General features: G+C 70.9%; 5 protein-coding genes. 2 read left to right on the top strand and 3 right to left on the bottom strand.

The window, feature by feature from the left end; genetic code table 11:
- Window positions 1-26: 26 nt before the first annotated feature.
- Window positions 27-2,822 carry an FAD-binding and (Fe-S)-binding domain-containing protein gene (locus OED52_RS00950; protein ID WP_264152862.1) on the bottom strand — a complete coding sequence of 932 codons (2,796 nt, stop codon included), beginning with the start codon at window positions 2,820-2,822 and terminating at the stop codon, window positions 27-29.
- 119 nt (window positions 2,823-2,941) lie between these two features.
- Here OED52_RS00950 and OED52_RS00945 point away from each other — a divergent pair, with 119 nt between their 5' ends.
- Complete coding sequence (locus OED52_RS00945; protein WP_264152861.1) at window positions 2,942-6,238, top strand: arabinosyltransferase domain-containing protein; 3,297 nt, start codon at window positions 2,942-2,944, stop codon at window positions 6,236-6,238.
- Window positions 6,239-6,282: 44 nt separating this feature from the next.
- The gene (locus OED52_RS00940; protein ID WP_264152860.1) at window positions 6,283-9,591 is read left to right on the top strand and encodes an arabinosyltransferase domain-containing protein; all 3,309 of its coding nucleotides are present in this window, start codon (window positions 6,283-6,285) and stop codon (window positions 9,589-9,591) included.
- A gap of 165 nt (window positions 9,592-9,756) precedes the next feature.
- Here OED52_RS00940 and OED52_RS00935 read toward each other — a convergent pair whose 3' ends face one another.
- Both OED52_RS00935 and pks13 read right to left on the bottom strand, forming a co-directional pair.
- Complete coding sequence (locus tag OED52_RS00935; protein ID WP_264152859.1) at window positions 9,757-11,298, bottom strand: acyl-CoA carboxylase subunit beta; 1,542 nt, start codon at window positions 11,296-11,298, stop codon at window positions 9,757-9,759.
- 7 nt (window positions 11,299-11,305) lie between these two features.
- Window positions 11,306-16,225, bottom strand: coding sequence for a polyketide synthase Pks13 (pks13, locus tag OED52_RS00930; protein WP_318841933.1), 4,920 nt, complete (start codon window positions 16,223-16,225; stop codon window positions 11,306-11,308).
- Window positions 16,226-16,242 lie beyond the last annotated feature (17 nt).

Raw genomic sequence — 16,242 nt, 5'->3', positions numbered from 1 at the left:
CTATCGACCGGGGAGGACCCGGAAACTCATCGCACGGGCAGTCGCGAGGCCAGCAGTTCCGCCAGATGCGTGCCGCGGCGGGTGGTGAGGTCGCCGAGCTGGGTGCGGCACGAGTAGCCGTCGGCGAGGATCACCGCGTCGTCCGGGGCGGCCTCGACTGCCGGGAGCAGCCGGGTTCCCGCGACCGCCACGGACACCTCGTAGTGCCCGCGTTCGACGCCGAAGTTGCCGGCGAGTCCGCAGCACCCGCCGAGCCGCTGCACCCGGGCGCCGGCGCGGCGCAACAGGGTCTCGTCGGCTCCCCAGCCCATGACGGCGTGGTGGTGGCAGTGCGGCTGCGCGACGACCTGCGTGCCCTCGAGCGAGGGCGGTTCCCAGTCGGTGAGCAGTTCGGCGAGGGTGGTGGTGCTGTCGGCGACGGCGCGGGCCGAGCGCGAGCCGAGCAGTTCGACGGCGTCGGAGCGCAGCACCGCGGTGCACGACGGTTCGAGGCCGACGATCGGCATTCCGGCGCGGAACAGTTCGGATACGGTGCGCCCCAGTATCTTCCGCACCTGGTCGAGCTGCCCGGTGGTGATCCAGGTCAGGCCGCAGCAACGGGGTTCGTCGGTGACGTGCACGCGATATCCGGCGGCCTCGAGCACCCGCACGGCCGCGATCCCCACCTCGGGTGTGAAGTACTCGGTGAAAGTATCGACGAACAGCAGCACCGGCCCACCCGTGCCCGACCGCTGCGGGAGGGTGTCGGCGAACCAGCGCCGGAAGGTGCGCGGCGCGAACGCCGGGACGGTACGGCGGCGGTCCAGGCCGGCGAGGGTGAGCCCCGCGGCGGCGACACCGGGAATCCTGCTGAGCGCGTTGACGACCCGCGGTGCACGGGAGGCGAGCGCCGCCCACTGCGGCAGCCGGCCCAGGCTGTAGTGCACGGCGGGACGCCGACGTCCCTTGTAGGTCTGGTACAGCACCTCGGACTTCCACGTCGCCATGTCCACACCGGTCGGGCAGTCCGACAGACATCCCTTGCAGGACAAGCACAGATCGAGTGCCTCGTGCACCTCCGGCGAACTCCACGAGTCGGTGACGAGCCGGCCGTCGAGCATCTCCTGCAGCACCCGGGCTCGACCGCGCGTGGAGTCCTTCTCCTCCCGCGTCGCGAGATAGGACGGGCACATGACCCCACCGGTGCCGGTGTTGTCGGCGCGGCACTTGCCGACGCCGGTGCAGCGGTGCACCGCCTGTGTGAAATCCCCGCCGTCGTGCGGATACCGGAAGGCCAGCCCTTCCCGTACCTTCCGCGCGGCGGGCACCCGCAGGTCGACGTCGAGGGGACGCGGGTCGACGAGCACACCGGGGTTGAGCAGGTTCTCGGGGTCGAAGACCTCCTTCACCGCCCCGAACAGGGCGATGGCGTCGGGCGAGTACATCAGCGGCAGCAATTCGCTGCGGGCGCGCCCGTCGCCGTGCTCCCCCGACATCGACCCGCCGTAACCCGCGACGAGTCTGCCTGCCTCGAACAGGAATTCGCGGAACAGGCCGGGGACGTCGAGGGGCACGTCGAGCCGGATGTGGATGCAGCCGTCGGCGAAGTGCCCGTACGGATACCCCGTGATGCCGTAGCCCGCCAGGAGTTCCTCGAAGTCGCGCAGATAGTCGCCGATCCGCTCGGGCGGCACCGCGGCGTCCTCCCAGCCGGCGTGCGCGGGCAGACCGCGGGGGCTGCGGGCCGACAGTCCCGAGCCGTCCTCCCGGATCCGCCACAGCGCGGCCGCGCGCGCCGGGTCGTCCACGTGCAGCGCGGCGATCGCCCCCGATGCCTTCTCCATCGCGCGGGCCCGGTCGCGCACCTCGGCGGCGTCGTCGCCGGCAAGTTCGACGAACAGCCAGGCGGCCCCTCCCGGCAGCGGCGGCACCGCCGACGGCCCGCGCCGCTCGCGCACGATGTCGACGATCCGCGAGTCGAGGCCCTCGCACGCGGTGGGACGGAAACCGAGCAGGCCGTGCGAGGCGTTCCCCGCGGCGACGATGTCCGGATAGCCGAGCACCACCATGGTGCGGATCGGGGCGTCCACGACGAGACGGACGGTGGCCTCGGTGGTGACCCCGAGGGTGCCCTCGCTGCCGACGAACAGGCCGCGCACGTCGAACCTGTTCTCGGGCAGGAGGTGCTCGAGGGCGTAACCGGAGACCTGCCGGCCGAACCGGCCGAACTCGGTGCGGACGGTCGCGAGGTCGCGCGCGACGAGGTCCCGCAGCGGGGCGAGCATCGGGTCGTCCGCCGGCGTGCCGCTGCGCAGCGACAGGGGGTGCCCGGTGCCGGTGAGCACCTCGAGCGCGACGACGTTGTCGGAGGTGCGCCCGTAGCCGAGGGCGCGGGCGCCGCACGCGTTGTTGCCGATCATCCCGCCGATCGTGCAACGGTTGTGGGTGGACGGGTCGGGACCGAAACGCAGGCCGTGGGGCGCGGCGGCGCGCTGCAGGTCGGCCTGCACCACCCCGGGCTGCACCCGCGCGGTGCGGGTCTCCGGGTCCACCTCGAGCACCCGGTTCAGGTAGCGGGAGAAGTCGAGGACGACGCCGGGGCCGACGGCGTTGCCGGCGAGGGAGGTGCCGGTACCGCGGGAGGTGAGCGGCACACCTTCACGCCGGCACAGGTCGAGGGTCGCGGCGACGTCGTCGATCGACCGGGGACGCACCACGGCCTGCGGTGGCACCCGGTACAGCGATGCGTCGGAGGAGTACAGGGCGCGGGTCGTCGAATCGTCGCGGACCTCCCCGATCCCCGCCTGGCGGAGGGCGTGGCCGATCGGGGTCGAGGTCTCCATAGGAAGGGATGCTAGTGGCGTCGGTGCAGCGCCGGAGACGGTCCCGAGGAACGACGTCGCGACCGCCCGTGAACAGCGAGATCCCGTCTTCCGCGGCGACTCGCCTAGCATCGACGCTTGTGCCAGCCTCTGCCCCGCCGCCCGAGAAGACCGTTCCGTCCGACCCGACCTCCGGCGTCCGTACGGCCCGGATCGTCGCCGTCGTCACGGGTCTGCTCGGGTTCGTCCTGGCTCTGAGCCTCCCCTTCCTGCCGGTGCGGCAGGAGTCGGCCGAGCTGAGCTGGCCGCAGAACAACAGCCTGGACGGCATCGAGGCGCCACTCGTCACCTACACCCCGCTGACGCTACGGGTGAGCGTGCCGTGCGCGGCGGCGGAACGCCTCGGCCCGGACGGCGGCACCCTCGTGTCGACGGTGCCCTCGTCGGCCGCCGACGCGACTGCGAAGGGCCTGGTGATCCGCACGCTCCCCGGTGAGGACGGCGCCCCGGGCACCATCGAGGCGGTGCTGCGCAACTCGGTGCTGGTCTCCGCGCCGCTCGACGAGCCGTGCACCGCGGTGACCGTCGCGACGAACTCCGAGGGCACCGCCGCCGAGATCGTGGGCGCGTCCACCCCGACCACCGCCGAACTCGACGGAGACGAGCGCCCCCAGATGGTGGGGGTGTTCACCGACCTCGACGGTTCGGCCGACGACTTCGCCGGCGGTGGCGACGACGCCACCGACCGATTGTCGGTGCGCGCCGAACTCGACTCGCGGTTCACCTCGACCCCCACCGCGTTCAAGCTCGCCGCGATGATCGTGTGCGTCCTGTCGACACTGATCTCGCTGGTCGCGCTGCACCGGATCGACGGGATCGACGGCCGCCGCGCGCGGCGCTTTCTGCCTGCGCACTGGTGGCGCTTCACCGTCGTCGACGGGGTGGTCGTGGGCACCCTGCTGCTGTGGCACGTCATCGGCGCCAACACCTCCGACGACGGCTACATCCTCAACATGGCGCGGGTGTCCGGCGACGCCGGCTACATGGCCAACTACTTCCGCTGGTTCGGTGTCCCCGAGGCGCCCTTCGGCTGGTTCTACGACGTCCTCGTGCTGTTCGCGAAGGTATCGACCGCCAGCGTGTGGATGCGGCTGCCCACGCTGATCGCGGCGATCGTGTGCTGGATGGTGATCAGCCGCGAGGTGATCCCCCGCCTCGGCGTCGCTGTGCGGCACAGCCGCGTGTCGCTGTGGACGGCGGGCCTGGTCTTCCTCGCCTTCTGGCTCCCCTACAACAACGGTCTGCGGCCCGAGCCGATCATCGCGGTCGGTGCGCTGCTGACCTGGTGCTCGATCGAACGCGCCATCGCGACCGGCCGCATGCTGCCCGCCGCGATCGCAGTGCTCGTCGCGGCGTTCTCCCTCGCCGCCGGCCCCACCGGCGTGATCGCGGTGGCCGCGCTGGTCGCCGGAGCTCGCCCACTGGTGAGGACGCTGGTCTCCCGGCGGCATCTCGTCGGCATCGTCGGCCCGCTGGCGCCGATCCTGGCCTCCGGCACGGTGGTGCTGGTCGCGGTGTTCGCCGACCAGACCCTCGCCTCGGTGCTCGAGGCGACGCGTGTGCGCTCGGCCGTCGGCCCGAACGTGCCGTGGTTCGACGAGCGGTTGCGCTGGGACGCGCTGCTCACCGTGTCCCCCGACGGTTCGCTGGCCCGCCGCTTCGGTGTGTTCGTGATGCTGTTGTGCCTGGTCGTGTGCGTGATGCTGATCCTGCGCAAGGGCCGCATCCCCGGCACGGCGATCGGGCCGTCGCGGCGCATCCTCGGCATCGTCTTCGCGTCGCTGCTGCTGATGATGCTCACGCCGACGAAGTGGACGCATCACTTCGGTGTGTACGCGGGTCTGGCCGCATCGGTGGCGGCGCTGGCCGCGGTCGGGGTGGGTGCGGTCGGCATCCGGTCGGCCCGCAACCGCGCCCTGTTCACCGCGGGTGTGCTGTTCGTGCTGACCATGGCGTTCACCGGCTCGAACGGCTGGTGGTACGTGTCGAGCTACGGCATCCCGTGGTGGGACAAGCCGCCGTCGATCTCGGGCCACGCCTTCTCCACCGCGCTGCTGGCGCTGACCGTCCTGGCGTTGCTGGTCGCCGGATGGTTCCATCTGCGCGAACCGTTCGCCGCCTCGCAGCCCGACCGCAACGGCCGGGTGAAGGCGCTGGCGTCGGCGCCGTTGACGCTGGTCGCGGCGGCGGTGGTGCTGTTCGAGGTGCTGTCGCTGCTCAAGGGTGCCGTCTCGCAGTACCCCGCCTACTCGATCGCCAAGTCGAACGCGACGGCCCTTACGGGCGACCACTGCGGTCTCGCCAACGAGGTGCTCGTCGAGACCGACCCCAACGCCACGATGCTGCAGCCCCTCGACGGGAACATCGCCGACGCGCTCGGCGCGGGCACCGCGGTGGGCTTCACACCGAACGGGGTGGCGCTCGACCTGACCGCCGACGCGGAAACCACCACGACGGGCGGCGCCAACACCGTCGACGACGACGAGGGCGGCACCACCACCTCCACCGGCGCCGGCACGGGCGGCGGCCGCATCAGCGAGGAGGGCGTCAACGGCAGCTCCGTGAAGCTGCCCTTCGGCCTGGACCCGCAGACCACCCCGGTGCTCGGCAGCTACCGCTCCGGTGTGCAGCAGGCCGCCGAGCTCGAGTCCGGCTGGTACGCGCTGCCCGAGCGCACCGAGGAGACCCCGCTGCTGGTGGTGACGGCCGCCGGTCGCGTGCACTACGTCGACCCGGACGGCGTGATCACCCCCGGCCAGGACGTGCTGCTCGAGTTCGGCGCAACCTCCGGCGACGAGGTGACCCCGCTGGCCACGATCGCCCCGATCGACATCGGCCCGTCCCCGTCCTGGCGCAACCTGCGGGTGCCCAGCGACGCCATCCCGGCCGAAGCCGACGCCGTGCGCCTGGTGGTCACCGACGGCGACCTCGCCCCCGACCAGTGGGTGGCGGTGACCCCGCCGCGCATGCCGCGCATGCAGACCCTGCAGGAGGTCGTGGGTTCGGACACCCCGACGATGATCGACTGGTCGGTGGGTCTGGCCTTCCCGTGCCAGAAGCCGTTCGGTCACCGCAACGGTGTCGCCGAGGTGCCCGAGTACCGGATCCTGCCGGACCGGGTGGGGGCCGACGCCACCAACGGCTGGCAGGACAGCATCGGCGGCGGCCCGCTCGGCTGGATCCCGCTGCTGCTCGACGCGGAGACCGTGCCGACCTATCTGGGCGACGACTGGGATCGGGACTGGGGGTCGCTCGAGAAGTACCGGCCGATCGATCCGGACGCCGTCCCCGCCGAGACCACCGTCGAGGTGACGAACCGTTCCGGCCTGTGGTCGCCGGGACGCATCCGTGACGGAGTGCCCGTCCTGCTCGAATAAGGGCGTGTCCCGTCACAGCAGGTCGACGGATACCATCGACTCCCGTGCCCGACGACGTGACGACCTCACCCGCGCCCAGTACGACCGGTCCCCGGATCGTGGGCGAGGACCTTCGCTCTCGGTACCGGACCGCACGGCTCGTCGCCGTCGTCGCCGGCCTGCTCGGCATGGTGCTGGCCCTGGCCACCCCGTTCCTCCCGGTGCGGGTGACCGAAGCGACCATGACCTGGCCGCAGGATCCCGCGGCCACGGACGTCGAGATGCCGCTGATGGCGCAGGTGCCCCTGCAGTTCAGCGCCACCATGCCGTGCGCTGCGGTCGCGGACATGCCCGCCGAGGGTGGCATGCTGCTGGCCACCGCCCCCTCGAGCGGACGCGACGCCGCGCTCAACGGCATGTTCGTGCGGGTGGGTGCGGAGAACGTCGACGTCCTCGACCGCAACGTGGTGGTCGCGACCGCGCCGCGCAGCGAGGTCGAGTCCGGTGCCTGCAGCGAACTGCTGATCCTCTCGGATTCCGACCGCACCGTCGCCGAGTTCGTCGGCCTGACCGACGAGAACGGCAACCCGCGCGCCGGTGAGCTCACCGGCGACCTGCGGCCGCTCGTGGTGGGCGTGTTCAGCGACCTGCCCTCGGCCGTTCCGGGGCTCGAGGTCGTCGTCGACGTCGACTCGCGGTTCACCTCGTCGCCGACGCTGGTCAAGTCGCTCGCGATGATCCTCGCGGTGCTGTCCACCGCGCTGGCGCTCGGCGCGCTGGCCAAGCTCGACGGCACCGACGGCCGCGGCCACCGCCGCTTCCTGCCGGCCCGCTGGTGGAAGTTCACCGCCGTCGACGCCGTCGTGGTCGCCACCCTGATCGGCTGGCACTTCTTCGGCGCCAACACCTCGGACGACGGCTACCTGCTGACGATGGCGCGGGCGTCGGAACAGTCCGGCTACATGGCCAACTACTTCCGGTGGTTCGGTGTGCCGGAGGCGCCCTTCGGCTGGTACTACGACGTGCTCGCGGCGTTCGCGAAGATCTCCACGGCCAGCCCCTGGATGCGCATCCCCGCGCTGATCGCCGGGATTCTGTGCTGGATGGTCATCAGCCGCGAGGTGGTGCCCCGACTCGGCCGGGCGGTGCGCACCAACCGCATCGCGCTGTGGACCGGCGGCCTGGTCTTCCTCGCCTTCTGGCTGCCCTACAACAACGGTCTGCGGCCCGAGCCGATCGTCGCGCTCGGTGCGCTGCTGACCTGGTGCTCGATCGAACGGGCCATCGCGACGGGCCGGTTGCTGCCCGCCGCCACCGCCGTGATCATCGGTGCGTTCACGCTGGCCGCGGCCCCGACGGGCCTGATGTGTGTGGCGGCGCTGATCGCCGGTATCCGCCCGATGACCCGCATCATCGTGCGCCGGCACCGCGAAGTGGGCACGTTGCCACTGCTCGCGCCGATCGGCGCGGCCGGGGTGCTCGTGCTCGTGGTGGTGTTCTCGGACCAGACCCTCGCGGCGGTGCTCGAGGCCACCCGCGTGCGCACCATCATCGGCCCCAACGAGGAGTGGTGGAACGACTTCCTCCGCTACTACTACCTGATGGTGCAGACCGTCGACGGCTCCCTGGCCCGCCGGTTCGCCTTCCTCACGATGCTGCTGTGCCTGTTCACGACGCTGTTCGTGCTGCTGCGCCGCCGCCGCATCCCGGGAGTCGCGGTGAGCCCGACCTGGCGTCTGCTCGGCATCGTCTTCGGCACGATCTTCTTCATGATGTTCAACCCCACGAAGTGGACCCACCACTTCGGGGCGTACGCGGGCATCGCCGGGTCGCTGGCCACCGTCACCGCGGTCCTGGTCTCGGCGAGCGCACTGCGGTCGCGGCGCAACCGCACCATCTTCCTGGCCGGGCTGTTGTTCGTGCTGGCCGTCTCGTTCGCCGGCATCAACGGCTGGTGGTACGTCTCGAGCTACGGCGTGCCGTGGTTCGACAAGACGGTGTCGCTGAGCGGCTACCAGTCCAGCTCGCTGTTCCTGGTCCTGTTCGGCCTCGCCCTGGTGCTCGTCGCCTGGCAGTACCTGCGGGAGGGTTACGCCCCGCCGCCGGAATCGCCGGAGACGAAGAAGGGGCGGCGTATCCGCAAGTTGGCCGCCGCGCCGCTCACCGCGGTCGCCGCGATCATGGTGCTGTTCGAGGTGCTGTCGCTGCTCAAGGGCGCCGTCTCGCAGTACCCGGCCTACTCGCTGGCCCGGTCCAACATCGGAGCCCTCGCCGGCCAGACCTGTGGGCTCGCCAACGACGTGCTCGTCGAGAGCGACCCGAACCAGGGCCGCCTCGAACCGATCATCGATCCGGGCAACCCGCCGGCGAACGGCGACGCGCTCGCCGGCGCGGCGCCGCGCGGATTCACCCCCGACGGGGTTCCGTCCGACCTGACCGCCGACTACGTCGAGGTCAAGCCGGGCCAGGGCAACACCGACAACCAGAGTGTCGGCCCGACCTTCGAGACCGGCGCCGGCGGCGGCACCACCGGCGGCTCCGGTGAGCAGACCGTCAACGGCAGCACCGTGAAACTGCCGTTCGGGCTCGACCCGGCCGTCACCCCGGTGCTCGGCAGCTACCAGGAAGGCGTGCAGGAACCCGCCGCGCTCACCTCGAGCTGGTATGCCCTGCCGGAGGTCACCGAGGACACCCCGCTGATCGTCATCTCCGCGGCGGGCCGCATCTGGTCGTACGACGACACCGGCGCCCTCACCTACGGGCAGTCGCTGCTGCTCGAATACGGCACCCGGCAGCCCGACGGCAGCGTCGAAGCGAAAGGCACCTACCTGCCCCGCGACATCGGCCCGGCGCCGTCCTGGCGGAACCTGCGCATCCCGCTCGCGGACCTGCCCGACGACATCGACGCCGTCCGCATCGTCGCCAACGATCCGAACCTGACCGGCGACCAGTGGCTGGCGTTCACGCCGCCGCGGGTGCCCACGCTCGAGCGGCTCGACGACGAGCTCGGCTCCGAGCAGCCGCTGCTGCTGGACTGGGCCGTGGGCCTGCAGTTCCCGTGCCAGCGGCCGTTCGACCACTGGGCCGGTGTGGCGGAGATGCCGAACTACCGCGTGCTGCCGGACCGTCCGCTCGCGGTGTCGTCCACCGATACCTGGCAGGCGGCCGAGAACGGTGGCCCCCTCGGCTTCACCGAGGTCCTCGCCCGGCCCGAGCAGGTGCCGACCTATCTCGAGAACGACTGGGCACGCGACTGGGGTTCGGTCGAGCGTTACGTGCGGTACTACCCGAACGCGAAGCCGGCCGAGCTGACCACCACCGAGGTCACGCACTCGGGTCTGTGGAAGCCCGCACCGATGCGGGTCTACGAGTGAGCCGGATCCGCGGATAGCCGAACCGGATCCACGAAGAGCGACGGCCGGGCCGCCGTGCGGGAGACCGCGCGGCGGCCCGCTCGTTTCCCGTCCACACCGGAGGCGTACGCGTAAGGGCCCGTGCACGGAGTACCGTGCACGGGCCCTTCTCTACAGCGGTCTGCTCTACAGCGGCAGCAGGTGGTGCTTGCGCGGGTTCTTGAAGACCTGCTTGTCGCGCAGGATGGTGAGCGCCTTGCGGATCTCGAGGCGGGTGGTCGACGGCTCGATCACCGCGTCGACGTAACCGCGCTCGGCCGCGATGTACGGCGTCGCCACGTGCTCGTTGTAGAAGTTGATGAGCTGCTGACGCACCGCGGGGGCGTTCTCCCCGGCGGCCTCGATCTGCCGGCGGCCGATGACCGCGACGGCGGACTCCGCGCCCATCACCGCGATGCGGGCGGTGGGCCATGCGAAGTTGATGTCGGCGCCGAGCTGCTTCGAGCCCATCACGGCGTAACCGCCGCCGTAGGCCTTGCGCACCACGACGGTGACCTTCGGGACCGACGCCTCGACGTACGAGAACAGGAACCGGCCACCGCGCTTGATGACGCCGACCTTCTCCTGCTCGACACCGGGCAGGAAGCCGGGGGTGTCGACGACGAACACCAGCGGGATGTCGTAGGCGTCGCACACGCGCACGAAGTGGGCGGCCTTGTCGGCGGCCGCTGCGTCGAGCGCACCCGACAGGTACAGCGGCTGGTTCGCGACCACACCCACCGGACGGCCGTCGACGCGGGCGTAGCCGGTGATGATGTTCGGCGCGACCTGCCCGCGGATCTCGAAGAAGTCGCCGTCGTCGAAGATCTTGAGCAGGATGTCGTGCATGTCGTAGCCGGAGTTGTCGGCGTCCGGCATGAACGTGTCCAGCGACAGATCGTCGGGGGTGATCTCCGGTTCGAGACCGGGATTGATGATCGGCGGCTTCTCCTGGGCGTTGGACGGCATGTAGCTCAGGTACTGCCGCACCCACTCGAAGGCGGCCTTCTCGTCCGGCGCGACGTGGTGCACGTTGCCGTACTCGGCCTGCTTGCGGGCACCACCGAGCTCGTCGAGGCTGACGTTCTCACCGGTGACCGCCTTGATGACGTCCGGGCCGGTGACGAACATGTACGCCTCTTCGGTGGCGACCACGACGTCGGTGTTGATCGGTGCGTACACCGCGCCGCCGGCGCACTTGCCGACGATCACGGAGATCTGCGGGCACAGACCCGACAGCGGCTCGTGACGCTTGCCGATCTCGCCGTACCAGGCGAGGGAGGTGACGGCGTCCTGCACGCGGGCGCCGCCGGAGTCGTTGATGCCGATGACCGGGCAGCCGATCTTGAGGGCGAAGTCGAGGACCGCGGCGACCTTGCGGCCGAACATCTCGCCGACGCTTCCGCCGAAGACGGTCTGGTCGTGGGAGAACACCGCGACCGGACGGCCGTCGACGGTGCCGTGGCCGACCACGACGCCGTCGCCGTACATCGCGTCCTCGCGGCCGGGGGTCTTCATCAGCGCGCCGATCTCGACGAAGCTGCCCTTGTCGAGCAGCATGTCGATGCGGTCGCGGGCGCTGGGAATGCCCTTCTTCGCGCGCTTGGCGACGGCGGCTTCACCCGCGGGTTCCTTCGCCAGCTCCAACTTCTCGCGCAGCTCGGCCAGCTTCTGTGCCGTGGTGCTCACTACCAGTTCAGCTCCTCGAGGCCTCGATATCGGCCAGCTTGCGGGACAGGTCTTCCCCCACCTTCGAGATGTACGGTTCGTCGACGATCTGCAGGTGATCACCGCCGACGTGCACGACCTCGAGATCCGCGACGACCTCACCCCACCCACCGTCGGGCTGCCGGGTGCCGAAGGCCGGCTCGAGGTCGATCGCGTCGTCGTGGTACTTGTCGGCCATGTACAGCACGACCTTGCCGTCGTAGGGCAGCAGCTCCGCGGTCTGGATGGCGCGGTTGTCGAGCCACGACGTGCGCTGGTGCTCGATGATGCCGCCGGGGATCTGCGCCCCGCTCAGCTCCAGCAGCCCCATCAGGATGCCGATCTGCTCCTCGTCGCTGCCGGCCTCGGCCAGCAGGTCGTAGGGCAGCGGCGCGTCGATGCCGTAGGTCTTCTTCGCGAACGCCGAGTAGCGCTGCCAGCGCTTACGGATCTCGTCCGGGGTGTCCTCGACCTTCTCCCCCGCCATGACGGTGTCGATGAGGCCGACGAGGCGCACGTCCTTGCCCTCCTCGCGCAGCAGCCGGGCCACCGCGTAGGCGAGCACACCGCCGAGCGACCAGCCGCACAGCACGTACGGGCCGTCGCCCTGGATCTCCTTGATGAGCGGCAGATACACCTGGGCGCGGGTGTCGATCGGGCCCTCGGTGCGCTCGAAGCCGTACATCGGGGTGGTCGCGGGCAGGCGGCGCAGCAGCGGCTCGTACGCGACGGTCGAGCCACCGGCCGGGTGGAAGACGAACACCGGCACGGCGTCCGAACCCTCGGGCCGCGGCCGCAGGACCCGCACGAGGCCGTCGATGCGGTCGGCGGACTCGAGGTGCTGACGCACGGTCTCGGAGAGCTGCTCGATGGTCGTCGCGGCGAGCACGTCGTCGACGGTGATCTCGCCGTTCGCCCGCTCGGACAGCCGGGCCGCGAGCTTCTCGGCGACGTCGCGGTCGAGCTTCGGCAGCGTGTTGAAGATGCCCTTGGCCGATTTGCCGGTGACCACGGCCCAGGAGGCGAAGGTCAGGCGTTCGGCGGCGTCGCGCGGCGGGACGTCGACACCGGTCGACTCCTGTTCGCTCTCCTGAGCCGCTGCGTCCTGGGCCGCCTCTTCCCGTTCCGCCTCGACGACGATCTTCTCGGCCTCCGCGACGACCGTGGTGTCCTCGGTCTGCGGCAGCTCGTCGGTGGTGTCCTCGGCTGCAGCGCGTTCGGCGGCCTTCTCGGCGGCCTGCTGCTCGGCGAGCCTGGCGACCTCCTCGCGGTTCTCCACCGCGTACCGCAGGTACTTCGCGACGTCGCGCAGGCTCGCGTCCTTGACCGCCGCGAGCTGCAGCTGTGGGATGTCGAACTCGTACTCGACGCGGTTCTTGATGCGCACCGCCATCAGCGAGTCCAGGCCCAGCTCGATGAGCGGGATCTCGGCCGGCAGGTCCTCCGGCGCGTAGCCCATGGACTCGGCGACGATCAGCGTCAGCCGCTCCTCGAGGGTCTGTGAACCCTCCGGATCCCACTTGTCGCCGAAGGTCTCGGTGACCTCGGCCTGCTCCTCGACCTCGGCCGCGGGCTTCGCGGCGACCGTGGCCACCGGGGCGGGCAGCGGCTCACCGGAGGTGACGACACCCTCGTGGATCAGGGTGAAGCCGTCGCCGGTGTTGGCGTGCACCTGCAGCGACGCGCCGCCCGGATGCCGGGTGAGCGTGGTGGTGAGGGTGCCGGCCGCGGGCACCTCGGCGTGCGGGATCGACGCGGTGAGCGTGACGTCCGACAGCACCTGCGCGGCGGCCGCGACGACGAGTTCGGACGGGTCGGTGACGGCCGAGGCCTGCACCTCCCAGGCGTACCGGCCGTCCGGCAGCGCAACGCGAGCGCCGGGCACCCGGCCGTTGCCGGCCCCGCCGATGCGGGCCTCGACCCAGAACGGCTTGCGGAGGAAGGCCGTACGCGGCAGATCGGCGTAGTCGCCCTCCGACAGCAGCGTCCTCAGGTCCACCGAGTGGCCGTGCACGTAAAGCTGTGCGAGAGCGGTGAGGACGCCGAGGGACTCGTCCTCCTTGCGCTTGAGCGTCTGGATGAACTGGCCGTCCTGCACACCGGCGTCGAAGGCCGTCGCCGCCACCGACATGAGCGTCGCGGGGTTGGCGTTGAGCTCGACGAAGGTGGTGTGCCCGTCGGACAGGGCCTGGCGGATGGCCTGCGTGAAGTACACGCTGTGCCGCATGCCCTTGGTCCAGTACTCGACGCCGTGGATGCCCTCGTGGCCGGCGCGGTACAGCGTCTCCTTGTCGACCGACGAGTACAGGTCGACCTTCAGGCGGTACGGCTCGATGCCGGCGAGTTCGGCGGCGAGCTCCCCGAGGATCGGATCGACCTGCGAGGTGTGGCTCGCACCCTTGGTCTGCAGGACCCGCGCGAACTTCTCCTCGGCCTCGGCGCGCTCGACGATGGCGTTGACCTGCTCCTGCGGGCCGCCGATGACCGTGTGGGTCGGGGCCGCGTAGACGCACACCTCGAGCTGCGGGAAGTCCGGCAGCACCCCGGTGATCTCGTCGGCGCTGTACTCGACGAGCGCCATGAGGCGGATGTCGTCGCCGGTCAGGCCGGACTCGGCCTCGCCCATCAGACGCGAGCGCGAGCAGATGACGCGGACGGCGTCCTCGAGCGACAGGCCGCCCGAGATGTAGGCGCCGGCGGCCTCACCCATCGAATGGCCGACTACCGCGGCGGGCTCGACACCGTGGTGGCGCAGCAGCGCGGCAAGGCCGATCTGGATGGTGAAGATGCCGACCTGGGCGGTCTCGACGTCGTAGTTCTGGGCGTCGTCGAGGAACTTCTCCTTCATGGAGTAGCCCGACTCGTCGTAGATCAGCTCGTCGACCTCGTCGACGGCCGCAGCGAAGACCGGGTTCTCCAGGTACAGCTGCTTGGCCATCTTGCGGTGCTGGGCACCGAAGCCGGACAGCACCCACACCGGGCCCTTCGCGGCGGGAGCGTCGGCGACGAACACACCCTGGGCGGGCTTGCCGGCGGCGACGGCGCGCAGCCCGGCGATGGCCTCACCGTGGGTGCTCGCGATCACGACGGCGCGGGAACGGCCGTGGTTGCGGCGGGCGAGGGTGCGGGCGACGTCGGCCAGCGGGGTCGTGCTGCCCTTCTCGGTCTCGAGCCAGTCGGCGAGATCGGCGGCGGCACGGCGGCGCCGCGACGGCATCGGGCCCGACACGGCCAGCAGCACCGGCAGCTCCCGGGCCGGCTCGGTGGTCTCGGTGGCCTCGAGGGTCTCGGGCAGGACCTCGACCTCGGCCTCGGACGCCTCCTGACCTTCCGGACCGGTGTACTCGCGGACCACCACGTGCGCGTTGGTGCCACCGAAACCGAAACCGGAGACACCCGCGACGGCCCGGCCGGTGTAGCGCGGCCACTCGGCGCCCTCGGGGACGACCTGCAGGTGGGCGCTGTCGAACGGGATGTACGGGTTCGGCGCGGTGTAGTTCAACGTCGGCGGGATCCGGTCGTTGCGCATCGCGAGGACGACCTTGATCAGGCCGGCCGCGCCTGCGGCGGACTCGAGGTGACCGAAGTTGGTCTTGGCGGAGCCGAGCAGCACCGGCTTGTCGGCCTCGCGGCCGCGGCCCACGACCCGGCCGAGCGCATCGGCCTCGATGGGGTCGCCGAGTACCGTGCCGGTGCCGTGCGCCTCGATGTAGTCGACCCCGGACGGCAGGATCTGCGCGTCGCGGTAGGCACGACGCAGCACGTCGACCTGCGCCTCGGGGTTGGGGGCGGCCAGACCATTGGAGCGGCCGTCCTGGTTGACGGCCGAACCGGCGATGACCGCGAGGATGTCGTCGCCGTCGCGTTCGGCGTCCTCGAGCCGCTTGAGTACGACGAGACCGCCGCCCTCGGCGCGGATCATGCCGTCCGCGTCGGCGGAGAACGCCTTGATGCGGCCGTCGGGGGCCATCACGCCGAGCTCGTCGAAGCCGAGCGTGCCGGCCGGGGCGAGCAGCATGTTGACGCCACCGGCGAGCGCGACGTCGGCCTCACCGTTGCGCAGCGCCTGCACGGCCTGGTGCACCGCGACCAGCGACGACGAGCACGCCGTGTCGAGGGTGACGGACGGGCCGTGGAAGTCGTAGAAGTACGACACCCGGTTGGCGATCACCGCGCTGGAGGTGCCGGTGAGCGCGTAGGGATGCGCCGCGGACGGGTCGCCCACGGCGAGCAGCATGTAGTCGCTGGCCGAGCTGCCGATGAACACACCGACCGAGCCGCCCTTGAGCTCGCTCGGCGGGATGTGGGCGTGCTCGAGCGCCTCCCAGGTCAGCTCCAGCGCCAGGCGCTGCTGCGGGTCGACCATCTCGACCTCGCGCGGCGACATCGCGAAGAACTCCGCGTCGAAGCCCTTCACGTCGTCGAGGTAGCCGCCCTTGGTGTTGGCCTTGCGGATCGACTCCCGGATGGCGGGGTCGGCGTCGAACTCCGCCCAGCGGTCCTCGGGCAGGTCGGTGATGCCGTCGCGCCCGGAGGCGAGCAGGTCCCACATCTGTTCCGGGGTGTCGACGTGCCCGGGGAAGCGGGTGGACAGGCCGACGATGGCGATGTCCTTCGAGCCCGACGGCACACCCGCGTGGTACAGCGCGGAGTCGTCGTCGGCGGGTGCCTCGGGCTCGCCCTCGATGATGCGCGTCGCGAGCGACGCGATCGTCGGGTGCTGGTAGGCGATCGTCGCGTTGAGGGTGACACCGAGCAGTTCCTCGATCTCACCGGCCATCGCCACGGCGTCCCGGGAGGACAGGCCGAACTCCTCCATCGGACGGTCGTCCGAGATCTGGGAGACCGGCTGACCGGTCGCGTCGGCGATCCAGTTACGCAGCCATTCGCGCAGCTGCGCAACGGTCATTTCAGTGTCAGACATCA

The organism is Rhodococcus sp. Z13, from assembly GCF_025837095.1.
Lineage (GTDB): Bacteria > Actinomycetota > Actinomycetes > Mycobacteriales > Mycobacteriaceae > Rhodococcus > Rhodococcus sacchari.
Note: the sequence above shows the minus strand (reverse complement) of the source record. Positions and strands in the feature narration are given on the sequence as shown.